At 73.4% G+C, this 25859-nt stretch carries 23 protein-coding genes, 2 tRNA genes and 1 pseudogene; 1 reads left to right on the top strand and 25 read right to left on the bottom strand.

The window, feature by feature from the left end:
• Together ABEA77_RS27995 and ABEA77_RS28000 are read right to left on the bottom strand one after the other, a co-directional pair.
• Window positions 1-363, bottom strand: a pseudogene (locus ABEA77_RS27995) (hypothetical protein); the annotation flags it as partial.
• A 468-nt stretch (window positions 364-831) separates the two neighbouring features.
• Window positions 832-1881, bottom strand: a complete 1050-nt coding sequence (locus ABEA77_RS28000) for an Lrp/AsnC family transcriptional regulator (RefSeq protein WP_345653412.1) — start codon at window positions 1879-1881, stop codon at window positions 832-834.
• A gap of 251 nt (window positions 1882-2132) precedes the next feature.
• On the opposite strand from ABEA77_RS28000, the gene ABEA77_RS28005 reads away from it, so the two are divergent.
• On the top strand, window positions 2133-2849 hold the full coding sequence (locus tag ABEA77_RS28005) for an SDR family NAD(P)-dependent oxidoreductase (protein ID WP_345653415.1): 717 nt from the start codon (window positions 2133-2135) through the stop codon (window positions 2847-2849).
• Between the two features lie 108 nt (window positions 2850-2957).
• Here ABEA77_RS28005 and ABEA77_RS28010 read toward each other — a convergent pair whose 3' ends face one another.
• The 23 genes from ABEA77_RS28010 to ABEA77_RS28120 all read right to left on the bottom strand — a co-directional run bounded on the left by ABEA77_RS28010 (window position 2958) and on the right by ABEA77_RS28120 (window position 25690).
• Window positions 2958-3803, bottom strand: a complete 846-nt coding sequence (locus ABEA77_RS28010; RefSeq protein ID WP_345653418.1) for a DegV family protein — start codon at window positions 3801-3803, stop codon at window positions 2958-2960.
• Window positions 3804-4125: 322 nt separating this feature from the next.
• Complete coding sequence (locus ABEA77_RS28015; RefSeq protein WP_345653421.1) at window positions 4126-4854, bottom strand: hypothetical protein; 729 nt, start codon at window positions 4852-4854, stop codon at window positions 4126-4128.
• A 138-nt stretch (window positions 4855-4992) separates the two neighbouring features.
• Complete coding sequence (gene leuS, locus ABEA77_RS28020; RefSeq protein ID WP_345653424.1) at window positions 4993-7878, bottom strand: leucine--tRNA ligase; 2886 nt, start codon at window positions 7876-7878, stop codon at window positions 4993-4995.
• 289 nt (window positions 7879-8167) lie between these two features.
• Window positions 8168-8240: transfer RNA gene (locus ABEA77_RS28025), tRNA-Ala, on the bottom strand.
• Window positions 8241-8380: 140 nt separating this feature from the next.
• Window positions 8381-8614 (bottom strand): hypothetical protein, encoded by a 234-nt coding sequence (locus ABEA77_RS28030; RefSeq protein WP_345653427.1) that lies wholly within the window; start codon window positions 8612-8614, stop codon window positions 8381-8383.
• 376 nt (window positions 8615-8990) lie between these two features.
• Window positions 8991-9063: transfer RNA gene (locus ABEA77_RS28035), tRNA-Ala, on the bottom strand.
• A 73-nt stretch (window positions 9064-9136) separates the two neighbouring features.
• Entirely contained in the window at window positions 9137-9811 is a 675-nt protein-coding gene (locus ABEA77_RS28040) for a histidine phosphatase family protein (protein WP_345653487.1), read from the bottom strand.
• Window positions 9808-10236 carry a ribosome silencing factor gene (gene rsfS, locus ABEA77_RS28045; RefSeq protein WP_345653430.1) on the bottom strand — a complete coding sequence of 143 codons (429 nt, stop codon included), beginning with the start codon at window positions 10234-10236 and terminating at the stop codon, window positions 9808-9810. The genes ABEA77_RS28040 and rsfS overlap by 4 nt, the downstream gene beginning before the upstream one ends.
• 114 nt (window positions 10237-10350) lie before the next feature.
• The gene (locus ABEA77_RS28050; protein ID WP_345653433.1) at window positions 10351-12204 is read right to left on the bottom strand and encodes an LCP family protein; all 1854 of its coding nucleotides are present in this window, start codon (window positions 12202-12204) and stop codon (window positions 10351-10353) included.
• A 52-nt stretch (window positions 12205-12256) separates the two neighbouring features.
• Window positions 12257-12871 (bottom strand): nicotinate-nucleotide adenylyltransferase, encoded by a 615-nt coding sequence (gene nadD / locus ABEA77_RS28055; RefSeq protein WP_345653436.1) that lies wholly within the window; start codon window positions 12869-12871, stop codon window positions 12257-12259.
• Window positions 12872-12908: 37 nt separating this feature from the next.
• Entirely contained in the window at window positions 12909-13058 is a 150-nt protein-coding gene (locus ABEA77_RS28060; RefSeq protein WP_345653439.1) for a hypothetical protein, read from the bottom strand.
• Window positions 13059-13142: 84 nt separating this feature from the next.
• A complete protein-coding gene (locus tag ABEA77_RS28065; RefSeq protein ID WP_345653442.1) occupies window positions 13143-13301 on the bottom strand; it encodes a hypothetical protein in 159 nt (52 codons plus the stop codon).
• Between the two features lie 193 nt (window positions 13302-13494).
• Window positions 13495-14574, bottom strand: a complete 1080-nt coding sequence (locus tag ABEA77_RS28070) for an SCO2583 family membrane protein (protein WP_345653445.1) — start codon at window positions 14572-14574, stop codon at window positions 13495-13497.
• A 99-nt stretch (window positions 14575-14673) separates the two neighbouring features.
• Window positions 14674-15297: an SCO2584 family spore wall biosynthesis protein gene (locus ABEA77_RS28075; RefSeq protein ID WP_345653448.1), complete on the bottom strand. Its 624-nt coding sequence runs from the start codon at window positions 15295-15297 to the stop codon at window positions 14674-14676.
• 108 nt (window positions 15298-15405) lie between these two features.
• Complete coding sequence (locus tag ABEA77_RS28080; RefSeq protein WP_345653451.1) at window positions 15406-16689, bottom strand: glutamate-5-semialdehyde dehydrogenase; 1284 nt, start codon at window positions 16687-16689, stop codon at window positions 15406-15408.
• Window positions 16690-16774: 85 nt separating this feature from the next.
• Complete coding sequence (locus tag ABEA77_RS28085; protein ID WP_345653454.1) at window positions 16775-17308, bottom strand: hypothetical protein; 534 nt, start codon at window positions 17306-17308, stop codon at window positions 16775-16777.
• A gap of 154 nt (window positions 17309-17462) precedes the next feature.
• Window positions 17463-18566: a glutamate 5-kinase gene (gene proB / locus ABEA77_RS28090; protein WP_345653490.1), complete on the bottom strand. Its 1104-nt coding sequence runs from the start codon at window positions 18564-18566 to the stop codon at window positions 17463-17465.
• Between the two features lie 196 nt (window positions 18567-18762).
• On the bottom strand, window positions 18763-19365 hold the full coding sequence (locus tag ABEA77_RS28095) for a dTDP-4-dehydrorhamnose 3,5-epimerase family protein (protein WP_345653457.1): 603 nt from the start codon (window positions 19363-19365) through the stop codon (window positions 18763-18765).
• Between the two features lie 44 nt (window positions 19366-19409).
• Complete coding sequence (locus ABEA77_RS28100; protein ID WP_345653460.1) at window positions 19410-21416, bottom strand: glycosyltransferase family 2 protein; 2007 nt, start codon at window positions 21414-21416, stop codon at window positions 19410-19412.
• Window positions 21417-21705: 289 nt separating this feature from the next.
• On the bottom strand, window positions 21706-22500 hold the full coding sequence (locus ABEA77_RS28105) for a class I SAM-dependent methyltransferase (RefSeq protein ID WP_345653493.1): 795 nt from the start codon (window positions 22498-22500) through the stop codon (window positions 21706-21708).
• A 105-nt stretch (window positions 22501-22605) separates the two neighbouring features.
• On the bottom strand, window positions 22606-23505 hold the full coding sequence (gene rfbD / locus ABEA77_RS28110; RefSeq protein WP_345653463.1) for a dTDP-4-dehydrorhamnose reductase: 900 nt from the start codon (window positions 23503-23505) through the stop codon (window positions 22606-22608).
• A 134-nt stretch (window positions 23506-23639) separates the two neighbouring features.
• Window positions 23640-24626 carry a dTDP-glucose 4,6-dehydratase gene (gene rfbB / locus ABEA77_RS28115; protein WP_345653466.1) on the bottom strand — a complete coding sequence of 329 codons (987 nt, stop codon included), beginning with the start codon at window positions 24624-24626 and terminating at the stop codon, window positions 23640-23642.
• A complete protein-coding gene (locus ABEA77_RS28120) occupies window positions 24623-25690 on the bottom strand; it encodes a glucose-1-phosphate thymidylyltransferase (protein WP_345653468.1) in 1068 nt (355 codons plus the stop codon). The genes rfbB and ABEA77_RS28120 overlap by 4 nt, the downstream gene beginning before the upstream one ends.
• Window positions 25691-25859: the final 169 nt, after the last annotated feature.

Below are 25859 nucleotides of genomic sequence, written 5' to 3' on the forward strand. Positions count from 1 at the left end.
GTCGTGTCCGGCGCCCACGGTCACCGGTGCGCTCACCGCGCGGGGGCGGCCCAGCCAGAAGTGCTGGACAGCGAGGAGCACCGCGGCCACGAGCACGGCGCCCAGCGCGGCCACGGTCCTCGGCCTCAGCCCGAAGCGCGGCAGCGCCCACAGCGGCAGCCGGTCCCGCAGGGCGGGCAGCAGACGGTCACGGAGAGACAGGGCCAGGGGCAGCAGCGGACGGTCGCCGTCGTCCGCCGCGCGGCCGTGCTCGTCCCGGGCGGACTCGGCCGCCGGGCGGGCGCGCGGGGCCCGATCCTGCTCAGGCGGTCCGCCGGGCCCGGCACCGAGCAGCGCGACGGCCCGGTCACGTACCGACGCCACGGGCAGGGCGTCGCCTGCGGCCAGGGACGCCGGGTCCGCGCCCGCCGGTGCCGCCCGCGCGGCTGCTCGCCGCGCCCGCGCGAGCACACGAGCGCCTTCCCCGCGGGGTCCCGGCACGCGGATGCCCGAAGGCCGCGCGGCGGAACGACGCGGGTCGCGGGCGCCGGGACGGCGCGGCGCTCGGACGGCGGACGGGCGGGCACGGAGCGTGGTCATGCCTCCACGCTAGGGATTTCCCCACCCCCGTGATGATCTTGGTCGCTCCCCTGTGGACAACCCACCGACTGGGGACAACCCCGCCACCCGTTCGAGCGAACTCCCGGGCCCGTACGAGGAAACTCCCGGGTCCGTACGAGCGATACGAGCGAACTCCCGGGCCCGGACCGCGATCCCGACCTCGTACGCACCCGACCTCGTACGCTCCCGCCTCCGCCCCGGGGCCGCGCGGGCGCCCGCCTTGCCGGCGCCTCACTTCCGGGTGCGCGGCGGCGGCTCCACCAGGCGGTCGCCGGACAGCAGCGTGCCCGCCTGCTTGACGTGCTGGAGCACGGGCGAGATCTCCATGCTCTGGAGCCCGGCGAGGGACCCGATGCGCTCCGTAGTGAACTCGAAGAGGTCGTCGAGGTCCCGGCAGTGGGCGACGGCGTGGACGTTGGAGGGGCCGGAGACCGCAGCGGCGAAGGCGATCGCCGGCTCGCGCGCGAGGGCGCGCCCGACGTCCTTCACGGCCGACGGATGGACCCGCAGCCAGAGGTTCGCCCGGGTGCGGTAGCCGAGCGCGGCCGCTGCGATCTCCACGTCGACGGTGACGACATGGCTGAGCAGCAGCGCGTGCAGGCGGCGCGACACCCGCCCGGGAGTCGCGCCTGCCGCGGCGGCGAGTGCCGCGAGGCCGGCGCGGCCGTCCGTGGCGAGCGCGCCGAGGATCGCCTCGTCCTCGGCCGTGAGCCGCACCGGAGTGCGGACGACGACGGGCCCCTCGGCGAACGGCGCGCCCTCGCTCCCGAGCGCGGCCTCCTGCTCCTCGGTGAGCACGCCGTGCAGGGCGGCCCAGTAGTGGCCGCGGCCGCCCATGAACTGCCGCAGCATCGCGAAGGCGTTGATGTCGAGCACCGCAGCCGTGCGCGGGAGCCGCCGGCCGAGCAGGTCCTCGCGCTGCTCCCTGCTCCGCGACTGGGTCGCGCAGGTGATCTCGCAGCCCGCCGCGCTCACCGCCACCCAGTTGACGTCGTCGCGCCGCGCGAGCGCGTCGGCGATCGCCGTGACGCTGCCGGGACGGCAGCGCAGCCGTACCAGCCATCGGCTCTGGCCCAGCGCGCCCGGGTTGACCACGCCCGCGACGCGGATGACACCGTCCCCGCGGAGCCGCCGGTAGCGGCGGTTGACGGCGCTCTCGGTGAGGCCGAGCGCGGTCGCGATCGACGCGAAGGAGGCACGCGGCGCGATCTGGAGCGCCCGGATGATCCGCACATCATCCGGGCGCACGGCGACGGATTCGGCCATCGAGGCAGCGCTCATGGCGGAATCCTACGAACGAGCCCCGTCGGCTCGCCTCCGCACCGGCGCCGCGGACAGACTTGCGGCACACAGGGACCGCTGCGACCCGGCGGACACGCGGAGCCACCGCACCCCGCCGTGCCCCTGCGCTCCGCTCGCCCACGGACCGGGCAGGTCCACGGGGACCGCAGGACCGCAAGCCCGCGACAGCGGCTGACGCGGCCTGCCCGCCACACCAGCAACCCACCACATCAGGAACGGAGATGACGCGCATGTCATCGACCACCGCGGGTCGGCACGCGCCGACCGCGCTGATCGCCGGAGCCTCCCGGGGCCTCGGCCACGCGATGGCCGCAGAGCTGCTTGCCAGGGGCTGGGACGTCGTCGGCACCGTACGGGACACGGCCGCGCCCACGCCCCTGCGCGAGCTCGCGGAGCGGTCAGCCGGCCGCGTGACCGTCGAACGCCTCGACGTCGGCGAGCCCGGCCATCTGCCGCCGCTGCGCGAGCGCCTCGCGGGCCGGGCGCTCGACCTCCTCTTCGTCAACGCGGGCACCACGAACAACCAGGACATGCCGATCGGCGCGGTGCCGACCGACGAGTTCGTCGAGGTCATGGTCACCAACGCCCTCGGTCCGCTGCGCGTCGTCGAGGCGCTGCAGGACCTCGTGGCGGACACCGGGCTCATCGGGGCGATGTCCTCCGGGCAGGGCAGCATCGCCAACAACACGGCCGGGGGCCGCGAGCTCTACCGGGGCAGCAAGGCGGCCCTGAACATGTTCATGCGCAGCTTCGCGGCCCGGCAGTCCGGGACGGGACGCGCCGTCGTCCTCCTCGCCCCCGGCTGGATCCGCACCGCGCTCGGCGGGTCGGAGGCGCCGTACACCGTCGAGGAGAGCGCCCCGCTGCTGGTGGACGTCCTGCTGTCCAGGATCGGCACGCCGGGCCTCGCGTACCTGGACCGCACCGGCGCGACCGTGCCCTGGTGAGCGGGCCGCCGTACGGCCCCGGCCCCCGCACGGCGAAGCACGGCGGGGTACGGCGGGGTACGGCGGAGCACGGCGGGGACGGCGAAGCACGGCGGAGCACGGGGCTCCTCAGCGCGGTGACACCACCGCGCCGAGCAGGCCCGGCCCTGTGTGCGCGCCGATCACCGCGCCGACCTCGCTGACGTGCAGCTCTCCCAGGCCGGGCACCCGGTCCCCGAGCTGTTCCGCCAGGGCCGCCGCGCGCTCAGGGGCCGCCAGGTGGTGCACCGCGATGTCGACCTCGCCCGCGCCCGCGCGCTCCACGACGATGTCCCGCAGCCGGCCGATGGCCTTGGACGCGGTGCGCACCTTCTCCAGCAGCTCGATCCGGCCCTCGTCGAGGTGGAGCAGCGGTTTGACCGCGAGCGCCGACCCCAGCAGGGCCTGCGCGGCGCCGATCCGGCCGCCGCGCCGCAGGTAGTCGAGGGTGTCGACGTAGAAGTAGGCGGAGGTCGCCCTTGCGCGCTTCTCCGCGGCGGCGACCGCCTCGTCGAGCGTGCCGCCCATCTCCGCGACCTGGGCCGCCTCCAGCGCGCAGAAGCCGAGTGCCATCGCCACCACGCCGGTGTCCAGGACCCGTACGGGTACGGGCGCGTCCCTGGCGGCCAGCACCGCCGCGTCGTACGTACCGGAGAACTCGGCCGACAGGTGCAGCGACACCACGCCCGTCGCGCCGGAGCCGGCGGCCGCACGGTAGGCCGCCGCGAAGGTCTCGGGACTCGGCCGGGACGTGGTCACGGAGCGGCGCTTGCGCAACGCCTCAGCCACCGCTCCCGCGGAGACCTCGCTGCCGTCCTCCAGCACCTCGTCGCCGAGCACGACGGTCAGCGGCACCGCCGTGATGCCGTGCCGTCGCATCGTCCGGGGAGGCAGGTAGGCCGTGGAATCGGTGACGATGGCGACATGGCGGGACATGCCCCGGAGGTTACCCGCAGCCGTCCGTCCCAGACGGCCCAGGGCCCCGCAGAACCGGCCGACGCCCTCCCCGCCCCCGGCCGGGACACGGGGGCGCCCGGCGTGCGCTCCGGCCTGCGCGTCGAGCGCCCCGGGCCCCGGCCCGCCGGGACGCGGCCAACGGCCACCTCGGACCTCCCGCCCGGACACCGGTCCCGGGCGCCCGGACACGGATCGAACGCCCAGGCCCGGAGATCAGCCCCCTGCCCGTAAGGCCCATCGCCCGCCCCGCGGCCCGCGCGCACGCCTCAGCGGCCCCCGGCGGGCGGGCCGTGTCGCGCCCTCAGTTCGTCGCTTCCCGGCCCGGTTGCTCGGCCCGCTTTGCCCGCTCGCCCCACGGCGCCCCGCGCCACCGCCGGGCGCTCCCGCCGCCGAAACGCTCCGCGTCTGCGGGGTCGAGCGCCTCGGGCCCGGGGCCCTGCGGCGGTGCGCCCCCGGCCGACGGCGGCGCGTCCCCGGCCCGCTCGACCGGTGCCCAGTGCCGCAGTGCGCCGGACTCGACGTCGATGTCGGCGCTGAGCGCCGACAGGTCGTCGCCCGCGAACCTGCGCGCCCGGTCCCTGACCGCCCAGCGCAGCGAGTCCGCCGAGTGCGTGATCTGCTCCGTGCGCTCCCGCAGCTCCGGCATGCGGCTGCCGGCCCTGGCGCGGTCCGGGTCGCGCTCGGCCTGTCTGAGATGCTCCTCAAGGTCGCGGCCGTGCGCGCTGAGCCGCTCGAACAGCCGCACCGACTCCTGGAGCGAGGCGTCCGCCGCCACGCCCCCCTGCAGCGCCTCCTGCGTGGCCCGCATGGAGGTGCGCAGCCGCAGCCGCAGCTGGGCGAGCTCGCCCTGCGCGCCGGGCTGCCCAAGGCTCTTGGCGCGCAGCGCCGTGTCCTCGAAGGACCGCCTGGCCTGCGCGACGGTGCGGTCCACCCCGCGCTTGGCCGCGCCGACCGCCTTCACCGTGGCGTACGCGCCGACCGCGACGGCGGCGACGAAGAGGAGCAGCACGATCAGCAGCACGGCTTCCACGGTCGGTCCTCCGAACGGTCGCGGGTCCCAGCGGTCCCTTCCACGGTAAACGCGGCGGGGCGGCCGCGGGTTCCTTCCGAACCCCCAACCGCCCCGTAGGGGACACCCCGAGACGCCGGGCCGCGGCCCGGCGCGCGGCTACGCCGGCACGATGTTGACGAGCTTCGGCGCCCGGACGATCACCTTCCTGATGCCCCCGCCGCCCAGCGCGGCGACCACGCCGGGCGCGGCCAGCGCCAGCGCCTCCAGGTCCGCTTCGGAGACCGAGGGCGAGACCTCGATCCTCGCCTTCACCTTGCCCTTGACCTGCACCACGCACGTCACCGTCTCGTCCACGACGTACGCCGGGTCCGCCACGGGGAAGTCCTGGTGGACGACCGTGTCCTCGTGGCCGAGGCGGTGCCACAGTTCCTCGGCGATGTGCGGCGCGAACGGCGCGACCAGCAGCACCAGGCGCTCGGCGACCGACCTGGCGACCGGGCCCCGGGCCTTGGTGAGGTGGTTGTTCAGCTCGGTGATCTTGGCGACGGCCGTGTTGAAGCGCAGGCCCTCCAGGTCCTGGGTGACGCCGTCGACGGCCTTGTGCAGGGCGCGCAGAGTGTCCTCGTCGGGCTCCGCGTCGACGACGGTGACCTCGCCCGTCGCCTCGTCGACGACATTGCGCCACAGCCGCTGGAGCAGCCGGTACTGCCCGACGACGGCGCGCGTGTCCCAGGGCCTCGACACGTCGAGCGGCCCCATCGCCATCTCGTACAGACGCAGTGTGTCGGTGCCGTACTCGGCGCTGATCTCGTCGGGCGTGACCGCGTTCTTGAGCGACTTGCCCATCTTGCCGAGCAGCCTGCTGACCTGCTCGCCCTGGTAGTAGTACGCGCCGTCGCGCTCCTCCACCTCGGCCGCGGGCACCGCGATGCCGCGCTTGTCGCGGTAGACGAACGCCTGGATCATGCCCTGGTTGTAGAGCTTGTGGAACGGCTCGGACGCCGAGATGTGCCCCAGGTCGTGCAGCACCTTGATCCACATGCGCGAGTACAGCAGGTGCAGCACGGCGTGCTCGGCACCGCCCACGTACAGGTCGACACCGCCCTGCGGCGCGCCCTCGCGCGGCCCCATCCAGTACCGCTCGATGTCGGGCGCGACGGCCTGCCCGGTGTTGTCCGGGTCCAGGTAGCGCAGCATGTACCAGCAGGAACCCGCCCAGTTGGGCATGGTGTTGGTCTCGCGGCGGTAGCGCCTGACGCCCCGTCCGTCACCGAGGTCGAGGTCGACGTGGACCCACTCCGCGTTGCGGGACAGCGGGGTCTCCGGCTCGGTGTCCGCGTCGTCGGCGTCGAAGGTGCGCGGTGAGTAGTCGTCCACCTCGGGGAGTTCGAGAGGCAGCATCGACTCGGGCAGCGCGTGGGCGGTGCCCTCCTCGTCGTAGACGACAGGGAAGGGCTCGCCCCAGTACCGCTGGCGGCTGAACAGCCAGTCCCGCAGGCGGTAGTTGACGGTGCCCTCGCCGATGCCGCGCGCGCTCAGCCAGTCGGTGACGCGGGCCTTGGCCTCGGTCACGCCCAGGCCGTCCAGGGAGATGCCGTCGCCCGCCGAGTTGACGAGGACCGCGTCGTGGGACGCGAAGGCGTCGTCCCACTCGGCCGGGTCGAGACCGCGGCCGTCGGTGGGCCGCACCACGCAGCGCATGGGCAGTTCGAAGGCGCGGGCGAAGGCGAAGTCGCGGCTGTCGTGCGCGGGCACGGCCATGATCGCGCCGGTGCCGTACCCCATCAGGACGTAGTCGGCGATGAAGACGGGCACCCGCTCGCCGCTGACCGGGTTGGTCGCGTACGCGCCGGTGAAGACGCCTGTCTTGTCCTTGGCCTCGGCCTGCCGCTCGACGTCGGACTTGGCCGCGGCCTGCTTGCGGTAGGCGTCGACGGCGTCCGCGGGGGTGGCGTGGCCGCCCGTCCACACGTCGTGCGTACCGGCGGGCCAGGCGTCGGGGACGATCTTCTCGACCAGCTCGTGCTCGGGCGCGAGCACCATGTAGGTGGCGCCGAACAGGGTGTCCTGCCGGGTGGTGAAGACGGTGACGGCGTCGCCGCCGTCCCCGACGGGGAAGTCGACGCGGGCGCCCTCGCTGCGGCCGATCCAGTTGCGCTGCTGGAGCTTGATGGCCTCGGGCCAGTCCAGCGTCTCCAGGTCGTCGACCAGGCGGTCCGCGTACGCGGTGATCCGCATGTTCCACTGGCGCAGCTTCTTCTTGAAGACCGGGAAGTTGCCGCGCTCGGAGCGGCCCTCCGCGGTGACCTCCTCGTTGGCCAGTACGGTGCCGAGCCCGGGGCACCAGTTGACCGGCGCGTCCGAGGCGTAGGCCAGGCGGTAGCCGCCCAGCACGTCGGCACGCTCGGCGCCGCTCAGCTCGGCCCAGGGCCGCCCGTCGGGGGTGGCGCGCCTCCCGGTCTCGAACTGCTCGACCAGCGTCTCGATGGGGCGCGCCCTGTTCTCCTCCGGGTCGTACCAGGAGTTGAAGATCTGGACGAAGATCCACTGGGTCCAGCGGTAGAACTCCGGGTCGATCGTGGCGACCGAGCGGCGCTTGTCGTGGCCGAGGCCCAGCCTGCGCAGCTGCCGCTTCATGTTCTCCATGGCGGCCTCGGTGGAGACCCTGGGGTGGGTGCCGGTGGCCACCGCGTGCTGCTCCGCGGGCAGGCCGAAGGCGTCGAAGCCCAGGGTGTGCAGGACGTTGTGGCCCGTCATGCGCTGGTGGCGTGCGTAGACGTCGGTGGCGATGAAGCCCAGCGGGTGTCCGACGTGCAGGCCCACGCCCGAGGGGTACGGGAACATGTCCATCACGAACTTCTCGGGCAGCGCGACCACCGCGGGGTCGCCGGCGAGGTCACCGCTCGGGTTGGGCGCCTCGTACGTGCCCTCGGCGTCCCAGAAGTCCTGCCAGCGCGCCTCGATCTCGGCGGCCATGGCAGCCGTGTAGCGGTGGGGGGCGGAGTTCTCCGCACCGGCGGCAACCGGGTTCGTCTCGCTCATGTCCTCAGAAGCTCCATCGGTCGTCTCTGCACGCGGGAATGAAAAAACCCCTCACACAGGAGGGGACGCCGCGCCGGCTCCGACCGGATCTCTCATCCGTCGGCACTGATCAGCGCGGCTCGCTAAGCAGAAGGCGTACGGCACGCATGGGGACAGGTTACCGCAGGCCGCCCAGGCGCCGCACCGCGCATGCGCGAGGGCCCGTCCCCCCGGGCGAGCGGGAGGGCGGGCCCTCGCGGAATCCCTGTGACGCGTGTCACGAGGAACACAGTGGAGCTGAGGAACACAGTGGAGCTAAGGAGAATTGAACTCCTGACCTCCTGCATGCCATGCAGGCGCTCTACCAACTGAGCTATAGCCCCGTGCGATGCGCCAACAGTAGCGGCGGCCGACGGAGATCACCAAATCCATTTCCCGGGGCCGGGACAAGGGCGGCCGGAATCGGGAAGTCCGCCCGCGCGGCGGCCGGGAACACCGGCTCCCGGGGAGCCGCGCCGCGCGCTCAGGCCCGCGCGAAGGAGTAGAAGCGCTTCAGCGTGCAGTGCTCGTCGAGCAGCCGCCCGTAGATCGGCTCGCCCTCCAGTTCGCGGTACGTCTCGATCGGGTCGCCTTTTATGATCAGCGCCCGCGCGCACTCCTCGCACCAGTACTGGAAGTCCGCGTTGAGGGGGTCCATGTCCCTGACAATGGGCGTACCACTGCCGCACCAGTCGCAGGTACGCCTGTGTGCGCCCATCTCTAGCTCCAGCTGTGGCCGCAGGCCGTGCACACGTAGGAAACTCCACCGTTGTCGCCGAGCACTTGTGCCACATGGGACGAGCCGCACGCAGGGCAGCTGAGGCAGTCGATCAGGTCCGCCGCGCCACCCCGCGCATCGCCTTCGATGCTGCTGGCGGACATCGTGCTCCTCCCGTCCCTGACCGTCCGTCCCCTCCGGCCGTCCCGATTCTGCCATGGCGGGTGCTGGGGAGGCAGCCGTAAGGGAGGGCCCTTGGGGCGCTCGCGGCCGGGTCGTTACCAAGCGGCGGCGGGAGCGGCAGGGGCCAGGCACGCAACCGCCCCCGGCCCTGTGCGGACCGGGGGCGGTTGTCCGGGTTTCCCCGGAAGGGCTGTGGAGCTAAGGAGAATTGAACTCCTGACCTCCTGCATGCCATGCAGGCGCTCTACCAACTGAGCTATAGCCCCGCGTGTTCTTCGCGCTTGCGCTCCGCGCTGCGAACAAGAAGAACTTTAGCCTGCGTGCCGCCGGAAAGTGAAATCAGTCGTCGTCGCCGAGCGCGGGCTCCGGCAGGCTGCCCGCGTTGTGCTCCATCAGCCGCCAGCCGCGGATGCCCTCGGCGAGTACCGACCAGAAGCAGTTGGCGAGGCCGCCGAGGCCCTCCCAGTGGCGCGCTTCGAGTCCGAGCAGCCGGCCGATGGTGGTGCGGATCGCCCCGCCGTGGCTGACGACCACCAGCGTCCCGCCGTCCGGCAGCGTGTCCGCGTGCCGCAGCACCACGGGCGCCGCCCGGTCGGCGACCTCGGTCTCCAGTTCGCCGCCGCCCCGCCGCACCGGCTCACCGCGCTTCCAGGCGAGGTACTCCTCGCCGTGGCGCTCGCTGATCTCGGTGTGCGTCAGGCCCTGCCAGTCACCCGCGTACGTCTCCCGCAGGCCGGCGTCGTGCACCACGTCGAGGCCGGTCAGGGCGGCGAGCTCGGCTGCGGTCGCGGCGGCCCTGCGCAGGTCGGACGCGACGATGGCGTGCGGCTTCAGCTGCGCGAGGCGCCGGGCGGCCCGCCTGGCCTGCCGGACGCCCGTCTCGGTCAGCTCGATGTCCGTGGTGCCCTGGAAGCGCCCCTCGACGTTCCACGCCGTCTGGCCGTGGCGCCAGAGCACGATCCGCCGCTCGCGCGGCGCGGGGGCCCCGGCCGCCGCGCCCGTGCCGGCGGTCAGCTCGCGTCCCCTTCCGCGGCGGCGCGCTCGGCGTGCTCCCTGCTCCTGCCCTTGGTGAGCACGGCGTCCTCGGGGAGCGGCAGCTCGGGGCAGTCCTTCCACAGCCGCTCAAGGGCGTAGAAGACCCGCTCCTCGTTGTGCTGGACGTGGACGACGATGTCCACGTAGTCGAGGAGGATCCAGCGGGCGTCGCGGTCGCCCTCGCGGCGGACCGGCTTGGCGCCGAGCTCCTTCTGGAGCCGCTCCTCGATCTCGTCCACGATCGACTTGACCTGCCGGTCGTTGGGCGCGGAGGCGAGCACGAAGGCGTCGGTGATCGACAGGACGTCGCTCACGTCGTAGGCGATGATGTCGTGCGCCAGGCGGTCGGCGGCCGCCTGGGCGGCGGTCTGGACAAGCTGGATGGCGCGGTCCGTAGCGGTCACGAGCAAGCTTTCGTCGGCGGTGATGGAGACGTCCAGGATCTCACGGCCGCCCGCCGCGGCGCGCCCGCGTCGCGGCCCGCCCCCGGGACAGGGGCGCGGGCCGCGGGGCGGCGGTCAGCCGGTGCCGTCCCCCTTCGGCGGGGTGAAGTCGCCGCCGAGCACGACCGCGACGTCCGCGCTGCCCGCGGACCCCTTCTTCACGACGGAGCCCGGCAGGCCCAGGGTCTTGGCCACCTCGGTGGCCTGCGCCTTGTCCCCGGCCTCCGTGTAGGTCACCGAGGAGGACGGCGCCGTGGCGCCCGTGCCGTTGTCGATCACGGTGTATCCCGCGTTGACCAGGGCGACCCTGGCCGCCTCGGTCGCGGACGGGCCGCCCGTGGCGTTCTTCACACCGATGCGGGGCACGCCGTCCGCGTCCGGGGCGCTGACCGAGCCGCCCAGGTACTGCTTGACCTCGCTCTCGCCCTGCTGCCCGAGCGTGCCGTCCGGGCCCACCGGCAGGACGACCGTCTTGTAGTGGTCCTCCTTGGCGTGGTCGGCGAGCTTGGCGAGTGCGGCGCCGAGGTCCTTGTCGGTCAGCGACGGGTCGAGGATCTGCGCGAGGGTCTGCACGGTGAGCGTGGCGGCCTTCGGGTCGCTGGACATCTTCCGCAGGGTCGCCTGGAGCACCTGCCCGAACCGTGCGAGCTGCTTGTCCTCGCCCTCGCCCGGGGCGCGGTACGTGGCGTAGGCGACGGCCGCCTTGCCGCTGAGAGTCTGGCCCTTGCCGCGGTGCACGACGGGGGTGTCGCCCTTCTTCGCGCCCGGCACGTCGGTGTCGGTGTCCACGTCGACGGTGCCGACGAGGTCGACCAGGTTCTCCAGGTACGGGGTGTCGAGCCGCCAGGTGCCCGCGACCTTGGTGCCGAGCAGGTTGCCCAGGGACTCGCGGGTGCCGTCGGAGCCGTCCTCGTCGACCGACTTGGCGAGGGTGGTGACGGTGCCGTCGTCGTTGGTCACGGTCAGCGAGTTGGGCAGCAGCACGGTGCTGCCCTCGCCGGTGGTCTCGTTGTTGACGAGCAGCGCGGTGGAGGTCGACTTGTCGGCCGTGTCGTGCAGGTGGACGACGATGACGTCGCGCTTCTGCGCGCCGACCGGCACCCCTGACGCATGCTTCTTCGCCGGGGCGCCGAGGCCGGGCAGCTTCCCCGCGTACCAGAGGCAGCCTGCGCCGCCGACGACGGCCAGGGCGAGCACGACGACGAGGGCGATCAGCCGGTTCTTGCCGCGCCGCCTCGCCTCCTCGCGGCGCTCGGTGCGGCTCTCGGTGAACTTGAGCCAGTCGATGACGTCCTCGGAGTCCTCGTCGGGCTCCTCGATGAACGAGAACTGCTCGGTGCGGTAGCCCTCTTCGGGCGCGGGCCGCTGTCCCGGCACGGTCGGCTGCCGCCGCTCGGCCGACGCGTCTGCGGGTGCCTGCTGCTGGGGGATGTCCCACGGCCGCGTGGTGTCGACGGCGGCGGGCTGCTGCCCGGTGTCCTGGCCGTAGGCGCGGCCTCCCTGCCCGTACGGGTCGTAGCCGCCCGGTGCGGGCCGCTGGGGCGCGGACGGCCGCTGCCCGTACGGGTCGTAGCCGTAGCCCTGGCCGCCGTCCTGGACCGGCGGCGTCTGTCCCGTGCCGTACGCGCCGGGGTCCTGCTGCCCGCTCCCGTACGGGACGGCGCCCCGCTGCCCGGTGTCGTACGCGCCGCCCTCGCCCTGCGCCTGCGGGTACTGCCCGTACGGGTCGTACTGCCTGGGAGGGGAGGTGCCGTAAGGGCCGGTGCCGTAGGTGCCGCCGTGGCCCTGCTCCGGTGCCTGCCCGCCGGGGGCGGCGCCGGGCTGCTGCTCGTACACCGGCCGGCCGTACTCGTCGTAGCCGACGATCCGCGGCCCGCCGTAGTACGGGTCGTAGGGCCCTTGACCGTACGGCTGCTGCTGGTCGTTCACCGGTGCCCCTCTTCGTGGGTGACGTGCCTCGGGCGCTTCGGCGCCCTGTCGCTCACGCGCGGTACAGCTGGCGCTTGTCGATGTACCGCACGACGCCGTCCGGTACGAGATACCAGACGGGGTTGCCCTTGGCCACGCGTTCCCTGCAGTCCGTGGACGAGATCGCCAGGGCGGGCACCTCCACCAGGGAGACACCTCCCTTGGGCAGCCCGTCGTCGGTCAGATCATGCCCCGGCCGGGTGACCCCGATGAAATGCGCGAGGGAGAACAGCTCCTCCGCGTTGCGCCAGGTGAGGATCTGCGACAGCGCGTCGGCGCCCGTGATGAAGAAGAGGTCGGCGTCCGTGTGGACCGCCCGCAGGTCCCGGAGCGTGTCGATGGTGTACGTCGGCCCGCCGCGGTCGATGTCGCTGCGGCTGACCGAGAACTGCGGGTTGGACGCCGTGGCGATGACGGTCATCAGATAGCGGTCCTCCGCCGGAGAGACCGCCTTCTGACTCTTCTGCCACGGCTCGCCCGTCGGGACGAACACCACCTCGTCGAGGTGGAAGAGTGCCGCCACCTCGCTCGCCGCCACCAGGTGGCCGTGGTGGACCGGGTCGAACGTCCCGCCCATCACGCCCAGTCGGCGCCTGCCCGACCCGGCGGGCCCTCGCTGCTCTCCCATGCGCGTAGAGCCTACTGGCACGTGGGTTCGACCCCGCTCAGCGGTCGCGGTTGAAGCGCGTGGTGATCCACAGCAGCAGGAGCAGGCCGAACAGCGCACCGCCGCCGGTCAGGTACGGGCTGAGGCTCTCGTGGTTGCCGCCCTCCGCGAGGGTGGCGAGGCTGGCGGCGGTACCGGAGGCAATCATCTTCAACAGGACCTATCGATCGGGAATCGGATCGGTGACTTCGGGCACATCGTATGCGGGCCCGTCGGACACGCTCATGCCGACTCAGTCGTTGTTGCCCTTGTCCCCGTAGCCGCGCAGCAGGAACCAGGCGAGGAAGACCGCGCCGACCACCGCGACGACCAGCAGGATGCGCAGGACGGGCCCCGCGCCCGGCTGGCCGGACGCTGCTGCCGTGGCGGCGAGTGTGGTGGCTGCGTGCATGACGGGTGCGCTCCTCGGTCTCTCACCACCGGCCGCCTGGAGGGTGCCCCGGCGGACGGTTCCTGCCCCTCGGCCCACGGTAGCCCCAGCGCCCCGGGCGGGCTGCGGCAGGGGGAAGGACCGGGCGGGCTGCGGGCTGCGGGCTGCGGGCGGCGGGCGGCGGCACGAACGAGGGACCGGGCGCGCGCGGCGGCTACGGCGCGGCCGTGGCGAGCACCCCGCACAGCGCGCCCGCGAGGTGCCCTGTGGCGAAGGGATCGACGCCCCTCGGGCCGCCGGCCGGCGGTCCCGCCCCCGCGAGCAGCGGCGCGAAGGTCCTGCCCGCGCCCGTCCCGCACGCCTCGGGGCCCGCGCCCACCTCGCTCTCGACCAGCTGCACCTGGCCCCTGGCCAGCTGCTCGCGGTCGAAGCGGAAGCGCAGTTCCCGCCGCACGGTGAAGAGTGACGCCGCGTCGTCGGCGGCGGGCCCGGCGGGCCGCAGCGTGTAGACGAAGGTGTGGTCCGAGGTCACTTCCAGGGCCTGGTCCGCGGTCTCCTGGAAGGCGAGCGACCCCCGCACCCGCACGTCGGCTGTCGCCTGCCGCACCCGGGCTGCGTCGAAGGAGACCAGCCAGCCTGCCGGGTCGTGCAGCCCGTCCGCCGCGGGCGCCGTGAACGACCGGTCGAACTGCGCGGTCTGGGCCGGGGCGAGCAGCCGCCTGACGGCGTCGCGGTCGCGGCCGGCGAGGACGTCGCGGTCGAGCGAGGACGCCACCAGGTACGCCTTCACGAGGTTGAGCGCGGCGCCGACCTGGCCGCGTGAGAAGTCGTCCGTGCGCGCGGGCGCCGGGAGCCGGATGCCGACCCCGCCGCTGCGGAAGCGGGCGGCGGGGCTGTGCGCGAGCAGCGCGGCGGGGGTGCCGCCCTCGACCGTCCCCGCGGGGACGAGGGGCACCACGGTCATGCGCAGCGGCACGGCGGGCGCCGAGGCCCCGGGGACCCGGTACGGCTGGCGGAAGCCCAGGTAGACGGCGGTGCCGAAGGCCAGTGCGATCAGCACGAAGAGGGCGAGCAGCTGACGGGGGCCGTTGCGGAAGGCGTGCGGCACCGGGCCCGGGTGTCCGGGGCGCACCCGTACGGCGTGCTCGCGGTCCGTCAGGCGCTCGTGCGCGGAGAGCTCCTGGAGGCGGGCAGCGCGCACGAACGATTCGTCGAACACGACCGATCGGTACTCGTCGTCGCCGCCCGCCGCCCCCTCGGGCGTGCCGTCCGGCGGGTCTCCGCGCCCTGCCATGTCTTCAGAGTAGGCCGTGGCCGACCGGGGCGGACGGCGCGCTACCGGTCAACTTGCGACAGAACCGGCCATAGAAGATCACAGTGCGGACGGGCCGGGTCACGGCGTCCTCGGCACGGCCGACACCGGCGGCGGCGTCACGTCCTGCCGCCCGTCGCGCCGGGCGTCCGGCCGGTCCTCCGCCGTGCGGTCGCCGCGCGGCGCGTCTATCCCCGTCGAGGCGGGCTGCGGCACCTGGTCCTCCCGGCCGCCGCCGCCCGCGCCCCGGTAGACCGCGGAGAAGGCGAGCGCCACCATGCCGATGCCCATCAGCAGCGCGAGCAGCCAGGCCACGGGCCGGTGCCACCGCGCCCGGCCCCGGTAGGGCCGCAGCGCGCCGCCGTGCAGGCCGTAGGGGTACGGGTCGTACGCGGCGCCGGCGTAGTCGTCGTCCTCGGCGCGGTCGTCGGCGCTCTCGTGGGGGTGCCTGCTCAGGTACAGCTCGTCCCAGAGCTCGTGCTCCTCCTCGGGGACCTGCCGGCGCCCGCGCGCGCGGGCCGCGTCGGCCTCGGCGCGCGCCTGGGCCGCGGCGAGCAGCCGCTCGACGGCGGTGGGTTCGTGGAAGGCGGCCGACCGTACGAAGTCCTCGTCGAACACCACGGTCGCGAACTCCTCGTCCGCTCCGCGGTCGTCGTCGGGCTCCCGGCCGTCCTTGAACGGCCTGCCCCCCACGTCGTCCGGCACCACTCCAGGGTAGACCGGCGGGGTCGCTTTGGGCAGGGAGAGCCCGCATTCTTCCCGCCGCCCGGCGCTATGAGGCGCGCCACTCGCTCGCCCGCCCCGCCCGCGCGGTCACCGGGTGTGACCGTCGCCGGTGACGATGTACTTGGTCGACGTCAGCTCGGGCAGCCCCATCGGCCCCCGGGCGTGCAGCTTCTGCGTGGAGATGCCGACCTCGGCGCCGAAGCCGAACTCGCCGCCGTCGGTGAAGCGGGTCGACGCGTTGACCGCGACCGTCGTCGAATCCACCAACTGGGTGAACCTGCGGGCGGCCGCCTGCGAGGTGGTGACGATGGCCTCCGTGTGGCCGGAGGACCAGAGCCTGATGTGCGCCACCGCCGCGTCGAGCGAGTCGACCACGGCCGCCGCGATGTCGTACGAGAGGTACTCGGTCTCCCAGTCCTCCGCGGTGGCGGGGACGACCGTCGCCGCGCTCCCCTCCGCGTACGGCAGGACACGCTCGTCGGCGTGGACCGTGACGCCCGCGTCCGCGAGCGCGTCCAGGGCGCGGGGCAGGAAGTCGGCCGCCACGTCCTGGTGCACGAGCAGCGTCTCCGCCGCGTTGCACACGCTCGGCCTCGACGCCTTGGCGTTGACGAGGATGGACACCGCCATGTCCAGGTCGGTCTCGGCGTCGACGTACACGTGGCAGTTGCCGGTGCCGGTCTCGATGACCGGCACCGTGGACTGCTCGACGACCGTGCGGATCAGGGCCGCGCCGCCGCGCGGGATCAGCACGTCCACCAGGCCGCGCGCCCGCATCAGCTCACGCGCCGAGTCCCGGTCCTCGCCCGGTACGCGCTGGACGGCGTCCGCGGGCAGCCCGGCGCCGCCGACGGCGTCCCGCACCACCCGCACCAGCGCCTCGTTGGACGCAGAGGCGGACGACGAGCCGCGCAGCAGCGCGGCGTTGCCGGACTTCAGGCAGAGCGCGGCCGCGTCGACGGTGACGTTGGGGCGCGCCTCGTAGATGATGCCGACGACGCCAAGCGGCACCCTGACCTGGCGCAGGTCGATACCGTTCGGCAGGGTCGAGCCGCGCACGACCTCGCCGACCGGGTCGGGCAGCGCGGCGACGTCCCGCACGCCGCCCGCCATGGCGCGCACCCGCTCCGGGGTGAGGGTGAGCCGGTCGACGACCGCGGCCTCGGTGCCGGCCCGCCTGGCCCGCTCGACGTCCTCGGCGTTGGCCGTGACGATCTCGTGCGTGCGCACCTCTAGCGCGTCGGCGATCGCGAGCAGCGCGTCGTCCTTGGCGGCGCGCGGCAGCGGCGCGAGGTCCGCTGCGGCCGCCTTCGACCGGTAGGCGGCCCGGGCGACCGGGGAGAGGTTGTCGTACGGCGAGAGCGAGGTCATGCCCCGCAGGGTAATGGGCCGCGGGCGGGCTCCCGGCCGGTATCCCGCACTCCGAGACGCGGGGGCGCGCGGCCGGCGCGGCCCGTCAGAACGGATGGACGCCGACGCGCGCCGCGGGCGGCGGCCCGTACCCCTCGGCGACGCGCTGGTGGTAGGTCTCCCGGTCGATCACTTCGAGGCCGACGATCTCCCAGGGCGGCAGCTTCGCGCTTGAGCGGTGCTCGCCCCACAGCCGCAGCGCCACCGCGGCCGCGTCGTGCAGGTCCCTTGCCTCCTCCCAGTACCTGATCTCCGCGTGGTCGACCGCGTACCTGCTGGTGAGCAGGAACGGGTGGTCGTGTGCAAGCTGTTCGAGCGCCCTGCGGACGTCGGCGAGGGGCGCCTCGCCGCCGGAGACGCTCAGTGTGACGTGCCACAGCCGGGAGGCCGGGCGGCCGCCGCCCGCGGCCTCCGCCGCACCGGACGGCCGCTCCCCCGCGCCGGGCGTGTCGTCGGTGCGGCCGTCGAAGTCCTCGCCCGCGTCGACGCTCGTGAGGACCGAGTCCGCGCCCGCCGACCGCCGGGCGTGCGTGCCCGGTCCCGTCCCGCGGATCGCCCTGCCTGGACGCACTCGTCCCACCGGCGGCCTCCTGTTGATCCGTTGTGCTGCTGCCCCGTCCTTGTCCCCACGACAAAGTTGACCAGTCCTGGGCCGGTCTTGGGGGCGTTTTGGCGAACCTCTGCGCCACCGGACGCGGATCGGCACATTTCTCAGCCCATTGGGGGGGGCGGGGTCAGTGCTGGAGCACCACCAGATCGTCCTTGTGTACGACTTCCCGCTCATAGGCGGGGCCGAGTTCCCGCGCCAGCTCCCGCGTGGAGCGGCCGAGCAGCTGCGGCAGCTCCTTGGCGTCGAAGTTGACCAGACCCCTCGCGACCGCGCGGCCCGCGGTGTCCCGCAGCTCCACCGGGTCGCCCGCCCCGAACTCGCCCTCCACCGCGGCGATCCCCGCGGCGAGCAGCGAGGTGTGCCGCTCCACCACCGCGCGTACCGCTCCGTCGTCGAGGGTGAGCGCGCCGCGCGGCGCCGAGGCGTGCGCGAGCCACAGCAGCCGGCCGCGCGACCTGCGGCCGGTGGGCCTGAAGTACGTGCCGGTGTCCCGCCCGGCGAGCGCGTCGGCCGCGCGGCTCGCCGAGGTGAGCACGACCGGGATGCCCGCGCCGGTCGCGATCCGCGCCGCCTCGACCTTGGTGACCATGCCGCCGGTGCCGACGCCCGCGCGACCCGCGCTGCCGATGGCGATCCCCGTGAGGTCCCCGGGGCCCGCGACCTCGCCGACGCGCGAGGTGCCGGGGGTCGCCGGGTCGCCGTCGTAGAGCCCGTCCACGTCGGAGAGGAGCACCAGCAGGTCGGCGCGGACCAGGTGGGCGACGAGCGCAGCGAGCCGGTCGTTGTCGCCGAAGCGGATCTCGTCGGTGGCGACGGTGTCGTTCTCGTTGACGACGGGCAGCGCGCCCATCCGCAGCAGTTGTTCGAGCGTGCGGTAGGCGTTGCGGTAGTGGGTGCGCCTGCTGGTGTCGTACGAGGTCATCAGGACCTGCCCGACGCGCACGCCGTAGCGGGCGAAGGAGGCCGTGTAGCGGGCGATCAGCAGGCCCTGGCCGACGCTGGCCGCGGCCTGCTGGCGCGCCAGGTCGCGCGGGCGCCGCTCCAGGCCGAGCGGGGCGAGCCCGGCGGCGATGGCGCCGCTGGAGACGAGGACGACCTCGCGCTCGCTGTCCCGGGCGGCGGCGAGAACGTCGACCAGGGCGTCGACCCGGTCGGCGTCAAGGCCGCCCGCCGCGGTGGTCAGGGAGGACGAGCCGACCTTGACGACGATCCTGCGGGCCGCCGCCACGGCGTCCTGCCGGGCGGTGCCCCCCGCCGTGCCGGGCGCCGCCCCCGCCGCGTCCGCCGCCCCTGCTGCCCCTGCTCCCGCCGCTGCCACGTGCTGTGCCCCTGCTCTCGCCGTCCGCCGCCTCGCGCCGGTCAGCGTACGCGGCGTCCGCGGGCCCGCGGACGCCTTTTCACCTGCTGGACAGGGGCGGCGCCCGTCACTCGCCCGCCGTGCGCAGGCTCGCGCGGAACGCCGCGGCCTCCTCGTACGACGGCAGCAGCCCGCGGCGCTCCGCCTCGGCGAGGGAGGGCGCCTCGACGTCCTTCGGCGACAGCAGCGGCTCGATCCCCTCGGGCCACTCGATGGCGAGGTCGGGGTCGAACGGGTCGATGCCGTGCTCGCGCTCCGGCGCGTACCCCGCGGAGCACAGGTAGACGACCACGGCGTCGTCGCTGAGCGCGAAGAAGGCGTGCCCAAGGCCCTCGGAGAGGTAGACGGCGTGGTGGGTGGTGTCGTCCAGCCGCACGGCCTCCCAGCTGCGGTAGGTGGGCGAGCCCGTCCTGATGTCGATGACGAAGTCGATCACCGCGCCGCGCACGCACTTCACGTACTTCGCCTGGCTCGGCGGCACGTCCGCGTAGTGGATGCCGCGCAGGGTGCCGCGCCGGGAGACCGAGCAGTTGGCCTGCGCGAGCGCCAGGCCGTGCCCGTCGGCCTCGCGCAGGTCTTCGGCGCGGAACCACTCGTGGAAGGAGCCGCGGTGGTCGGGGAAGACCTTCGGCTCGTGGATCCAGGCACCTTCGATGGACAGGGGTCGCATGGCTCTGCTCTCTCGCTCGCTGCTCGGCTGGGTCGGTGCGCGCGTCACGCCTTGGCGAACGCGCGCCGCACTCTCCTCATGATCCGCCGTGGCAGCGAGCCGCGGCCACCGGTCCTCGCGCGGGGCGCGGGGGAGGACGCGCGGGCGACGGTGGCCCGGCCGTCCGCGTGCACCCTCAGGCCCACCGGCAGCCGTGTCCAGCGGGGTCCCGCGCGCCGCGCCGAGGGCACTCCGAGCTCCAGCGTCCAGGCGGCGCCCGCGAGTTCGGCGGCGGGCAGCCCGGCGGTGAGGACCGCGCCGCCGTCGCCGGGGGCGATCACCGCGGGGACCTCGCGGGGCACTGCGCCCTTGCGGGCGGGCGCGAAACGCAGCGCCGCCGCCTCCTCACCCGCGACGTGCAGCGGTACGGGCAGGGCGAGCGTGCCGTCCGTGACGGTGACGTCCTGCGGGGTGAGCGGCGCCAGGTCCTTGGTGATCCAGCTGGTCGCGCAGTCGACGTCGAGGGAGAGGTTGCCGTGGCCCTCGGTCCAGTACGGCATGACGAGGCGGCGCGGGTCGCCGCTCAGGGCGGCCCTGCGGGCCTTGTCGACGGTCTCGTCGCGCAGGGAGCCGAGGCGCGCGGCCTTGGACCAGCCGCAGGCGATGATCCGCACGTACACGTCCCAGATGCCGGGCCCGAGGGGGCCGCCGCCGGCCGCCGTGCCGGGGTCGACGGTGCCGAGGCCGCGCAGCACCATGCGGAAGCCGTCGTCCGCTTCCGCTGACTCCGCCGCGTCCTCGCGCACCACCGGGACGCGGTCAACGGTGAAGTCGATGGGCTGGTAGAACTCCGCGGCGCTGGAGCGCTCGCGGACGACGAGGCCGACGCGGGCCTTGTCGACGGTGGCGCGGGTACTGGCGCCCGCCGCGCGCAGGGCGTCGGCCGTCTCGGTGCCGAAGGGCAGGTCGAGCTGCGGCTCGCCGCCCTCGGTGCGGAAGGCGAGCGGTGCGCCGTCGAGCTGGAACTCGGCGGTCAGGCCGACCGCGAGGCGGCCCTGCTCGTCCCACTCAAGGCTTTCGAGGCGCCCGGTGGGCTTGATCGTGGCCTCCCAGCGCGCGTACGCCTCCAGGTCGTCGAAGCGCCCCGTGGTGATCAGCGCGGCGACGACCTGCTGGGTGGGCTGCAGGCCCGCGGCGACGCCGGGGCCCATGCGCTCGGTGACCACGGCGCGGATCTCGTCGTACAGCTCCCTGCGGTAGTCCTCCGGCAGGTTGAGGAACCGCTGGGCGCGCAGCCGCTCCACCATCTCGTTGCGCAGCCAGCGGCGGTAGAGCTTGTCGCGCAGCCGACCGGGCTCCGTGTTGCGCTCGACGACGTCGAGGGCCTCGCGCAGGTTCGTGAAATAGCCGACCGGGTCGAAGCGCTGGAAGCCCGCATTGGAGGCGTCGTCGCGCTTGACGTGGTAGTAGCACACGTAATCGCTGAGGACGGAGACGTTCGACGCGAGCAGATATGCCTCCGCGACGAAGACGTGGTCCTCCAGCCTTCTCCTGCCTTCCTTGAAGCGAATCCGGTGCTTTTCGAGGAAGTCTTTGCGAAACATTTTGTGGGGCGTGAGGCTGTCGATCAGCGGGGCGTTGTCGACCGTGGCCTTCGGGCGGTTCGTCCGGAAGAGTTCGAGCGGCACGGGCCTGCCCTTGCCGGCCATCTTGCCGACGACCACGTCGGCGCCGTTGGCGACCCCGTAGTCGTACATCCGCTCAAGTGCCTCGTCGCCGAGCCAGTCGTCGTTGTCGACGTACATCACGAACTCACCGCGGGCGCGGGCCGTTCCGACGTTGCGCGGGCGGCCCGACCAGCCCGAGGGCTCCTCGTGCACGACGTGCATGTGCGGGTGCTCGGCGGCCAGCCGGTCGAGCCGCTCCCCCGTCCCGTCGGTCGAACCGTCGTCGACGAAGACCGCCTCGTACTCGTCGTCGGGCAGGCTCTGGCGCAGCAGCGAGGCGATGCAGTCCTCGATGTAGGGCCCGGGGTTGTACACCGGAATGATCACACTGACCTTGACGGACATGCACCAAGCCCCAACTCGTCGCTAAAGGCCCCGCCGTACGGGGCATCTGGCGCCAAGGATATAGGCATCGTTGATGCGATTAATCCGCGGTCTATGCGCACTCGGCAACAGAATGATGTCTTCCGTTTTTCGGCTGCGTTTCCCGTGGTTCGCGCGGTCTCCCGCGGTCGTCCGTGTCCTGCCGCGGTCGTCCGTGTTCTCGCGTGTTCCCGCATGGCCTGCGTCACGCCGGGGCGCGCGCCGACGGGGCGGCGGAGGCGGCCACAGCCCCCTCCCCGCCGCCGGGCGGTCAGCTCCCGACCGCTTCGATCCGCCGGCGGATCGGCGCGAAGGCGGTCCTGGACTTGCGCAGGTCGCGGGCGCGCGCCAGGTCGCGCCAGAACCCCGCGCGCAGGAACGCCTCAGGCGAGACCGCGGTCTTGCGGGTGAGCACCTCCTCGGGGACGTCCTGCGGATCCTCGACCGCGTACTCCGCGAGGATCGCGTCGTAGTTGTGCCGCAGGACGGTGCTCGACGGGTCGAGCCCGAAGACCGCCACGACGCCGGTCGGCGCGGTGTCGACCTCCACCACCGCGAGGTCGGGGCGGAACCGCCGCAGGACCTGCGCGACCTTGTACACGTCGCCGGTCCACGCGTCGGTGTGCCGGTCCCGCGCCGCCTCGTCCACGTTGCGCGGCAGCATGTCGTCGAGGACGACGACGCTCGACCACTGCGCGTGCTTCTCGACGTTCATGAAGTCCCGGAGCGCGAACTCGAAGATGTGCATGCCGTCGATGAACGCAAGCTCCAGCTTCGGGTCGCCGCCGAACAGCGCGAGCGGGTCGCGCCGCGCCAGCGCCCTGAACGGGTTGCGGCCGGGCCGCAGGTGGAACAGCGGGTCCTTGCGCGCGAAGAAGTCGTCGCTGGTCTGCCTGACCAGGTGGACGTCGCAGGCGATCTCCGTGACGACCTTGAACGCCGGGTCGACGGCGATGGACGGGACGCGGGAGAGGGTCAGGCTGCGGCCGTCGTTGACGCCGATCTCGAAGTAGTTCCGGGGTTTGTACACGCGGTGCAGCTGGCGGAGGAAGCCGTGGCGGTCCACTGTGGTGCCCTTCACTGGGAAACACGAAGATTTGCCTTGATTCCGAGTGAAGTTAGTGCCTTCGCGGACGACTCGTAAACTCCCGCGCCCGGCCGGTCGTGTCGATCACGAGCGGTGTGTCGCGGCCTGTTCCGCGGCGAGCACCGCGGGGAAGGCGTCGGCGAGCGCGTCCTTCCAGTTCCGCAGGGGCGCCAGGCCGGCCGCGCGCCACCGGTCGTGGCCGAGGACACTGTACGCGGGCCGCGGCGCGGGCCGCACGAACGCCTCACTCGTCGTGGGCCGCACCCGCCCGGGGTCCGCGCCGAGCAGCCGGAAGATCTCCCGGGTGAGCCCGAACCACGTCGTCTCGCCGCCGCTGGTGCCGTGGTAGACGCCGGCCGGCGCGGTGCCCGCGAGGGCGCCCCTGCCGAGGCCGACGAGGAGTTCCGCGAGGTCCGCGCTCCACGTCGGCTGGCCGCGCTGGTCGTCGACCACGTCGAGGGTGTCCTTGACGCCTTCGAGCCGGATCATGGTCCGCACGAAGTTGCCGCCGCCCGCCCCGTACAGCCAGGCGGTGCGGACCACGTAGCCGGTATCGGGCAGCGCGGTGAGGACGGCGCTCTCACCGACCGCCTTGGTCCTGCCGTACGCGGAGCGCGGCGCCAGGGGCGCGTCCTCGGCGTACGGCGCGTCCGCGTCGCCCGCGAAGACGTAGTCGGTGGAGATGTGCAGCAGCACGGCGCCGGACGCGCGGCACGCCTCCGCGAGGACCCTGGGCCCTTCGCCGTTGACGGCGAGCGCCTGGTCCTCCTTGGCCTCCGCGTCGTCCACGGCAGTCCAGGCCGCGCAGTTGACGACCACGGAGGGACCGTGCGCGGCCAGCGCCGCGCGCACGGCGCCCGCGTCCGTGATGTCCAGGTCGATGCGGCCGAGGCCCGTCGCCTTCTCCCCGCCCGCGGCGAGCGCCGTCAGCAGGTCCTGCCCCAGCATGCCGCCCGCACCGGTGACCAGCCAGCCGCCGTCCATGTCGCTCCCGTCCGCTCCGGTGCCGGGCCCGCCGCCCGGCACCTCTCGTCACTTCCGCCCGTCCGCGTGTCGGCGTGTCGGCGTGTCCGCGTGCCGCGCGGCACGCCGGCTCCCCGCCCCTGCGGGGACGCCTGTCAGAGCGCGGCGCGCTCCTTCAGCGGCTCCCACCAGTCGCGGTGGTCGCGGTACCACTGGACCGTCTCGGCGAGGCCTGTCGCGAAGTCCTTGCGTGGCTCGTAGCCGAGCTCCTCGCGGATCTTCGTGCAGTCCACCGAGTAGCGGCGGTCGTGGCCCTTGCGGTCGGTGACGTACTCGACGCTGGTCTCCCAGTCGGCGCCGCAGGCCTCAAGGAGCAGGCCTGTGAGCTCCTTGTTGGACAGCTCGGTGCCGCCCCCGATGTTGTAGACCTCGCCCGCGCGGCCGCGGGTGCGCACCAGCTCGATGCCCTGCACGTGGTCGTCGATGTGCAGCCAGTCGCGGACGTTGCCGCCGTCGCCGTACAGCGGCACCTTCTTCCCGTCGAGCAGGTTGGTGATGAACAGCGGGATGACCTTCTCGGGGAAGTGGTGGTGCCCGTAGTTGTTGGAGCAGCGGGTCACCCGCACGTCGAGGCCGTGCGTACGGTGGTACGAGAGCGCGATCAGGTCACTGGACGCCTTGGCCGCCGAGTAGGGCGAGTTGGGCGCGAGCGGGTCGGTCTCGGGCCAGGAGCCCTCGTCGATGGAGCCGTACACCTCGTCGGTGGAGATGTGCACGAAGGTCGCGATGCCCGCCCGGTGCGCGGCGTCGATCAGCGTGTGCGTGCCGACGACGTTCGTACGGACGAACTCGGCGCCCCCGTCGATGGAGCGGTCCACGTGCGACTCGGCGGCGAAGTGCACCACCTGGTCGTGCTCGGACATCAGCTTGGCGACCAGCTCGGGGTCGCAGATGTCGCCCTGCACGAAGCCGAAGCCGGGGTGGTCGCGCACCTCGTCGAGGTTGGCCGGGTTGCCCGCGTAGGTGAGCTTGTCGAGGACCGTGACGGAGACGTCGCCGGGGCCGGCGGGGCCGAGGACCGTGCGGACGTAGTGCGAGCCGATGAAGCCGGCGCCGCCGGTCACCAGGATGCGGGTGGTCATGAGGAGATCTGCACCTTGCTGTGGTCGCCGAGGACGAGACGGTGGACGGACGGGTTGCGGGGGGCGGGCGTCACTTCGACGTCGCGCCCGATGAGGGAGGTCTCCACGCGGCGCACGCCGCAGATGGAGGAGTTGCGCAGGACGATCGAGTACTCGATCTCGCTGTCCTCGATCCGGCAGCCTTCACTCACAGAGGTGAACGGGCCGACGTACGCGTCCTTGACCACGGTGCCCCGGCCGATCACCGCGGGCCCGACGATGCGGCTGCCGGTGATCACCGCGCCCTGCTCGATCCGCACCCGGCCGACGATCTCGGTGGCGTCGTCCGCCGTGCCCTCGCAGACCGGCTCGACGCTCTCCAGGACCAGCCGGTTGACCTCCAGCATGTCGGTGACGTTGCCGGTGTCCTTCCAGTAGCCGGAGATCGTGGTGGAGCGCACGTCGCGGCCCTGGTCGATCAGCCACTGGATGGCGTGGGTGATCTCCAGCTCGCCGCGCCAGGACGGCTCGATGGAGCGGACCGCCTCGTGGACGGCGGGCGTGAAGAGGTAGACGCCGACGAGCGCGAGGTCGCTCTTGGGCTCCTTCGGCTTCTCCTCCAGATTCACCACGGCGCCCGACGCGTCGAGCTCCGCGACGCCGAACGCGGTCGGGTTCGGCACCTTCGTCAGCAGGATCTGCGCGTCGGGCCGCTCCGTGCGGAACCCCTCGACCAGGCCGGTGATGCCGCCGACGATGAAGTTGTCGCCGAGGTACATGACGAAGTCGTCGTCGCCGAGGAAGTCCCGCGCGATCAGCACCGCGTGGGCGAGCCCGAGCGGGGCGTCCTGCTGGAGGTAGGTGACGCGGATACCGAACTGCGAGCCGTCGCCGACCGCCTCCCGGATCTCCTCGGCCGTGTCGCCCACGATGACGCCGACCTCGGTGATGCCGGCCTCCGCGATGGCTTCGAGCCCGTAGAACAGCACGGGCTTGTTCGCCACCGGGACCAGTTGCTTGGCCGAGGTGTGCGTGATGGGCCGCAGACGCGTGCCCGCGCCTCCGGAAAGTACGAGAGCCTTCACTGTGCGTATCCCCTGCCGACACGTCGATGCGGTACGGGCTCAACCCGACGTTGTGACTCTACCCACGCACGCGGTGCGCGCGCGGGGCTTGTGACCCCGCGGCGGCCGCCGCGGTCAAGACCGTTCATGTGAAGGTAAGAGTCCGTACGGGCCCCGATGGTTGCGCGCT

It is taken from the genome of Streptomyces tremellae, assembly GCF_039540215.1.
Classification (GTDB): Bacteria; Actinomycetota; Actinomycetes; order Streptomycetales; family Streptomycetaceae; genus Streptomyces; species Streptomyces tremellae.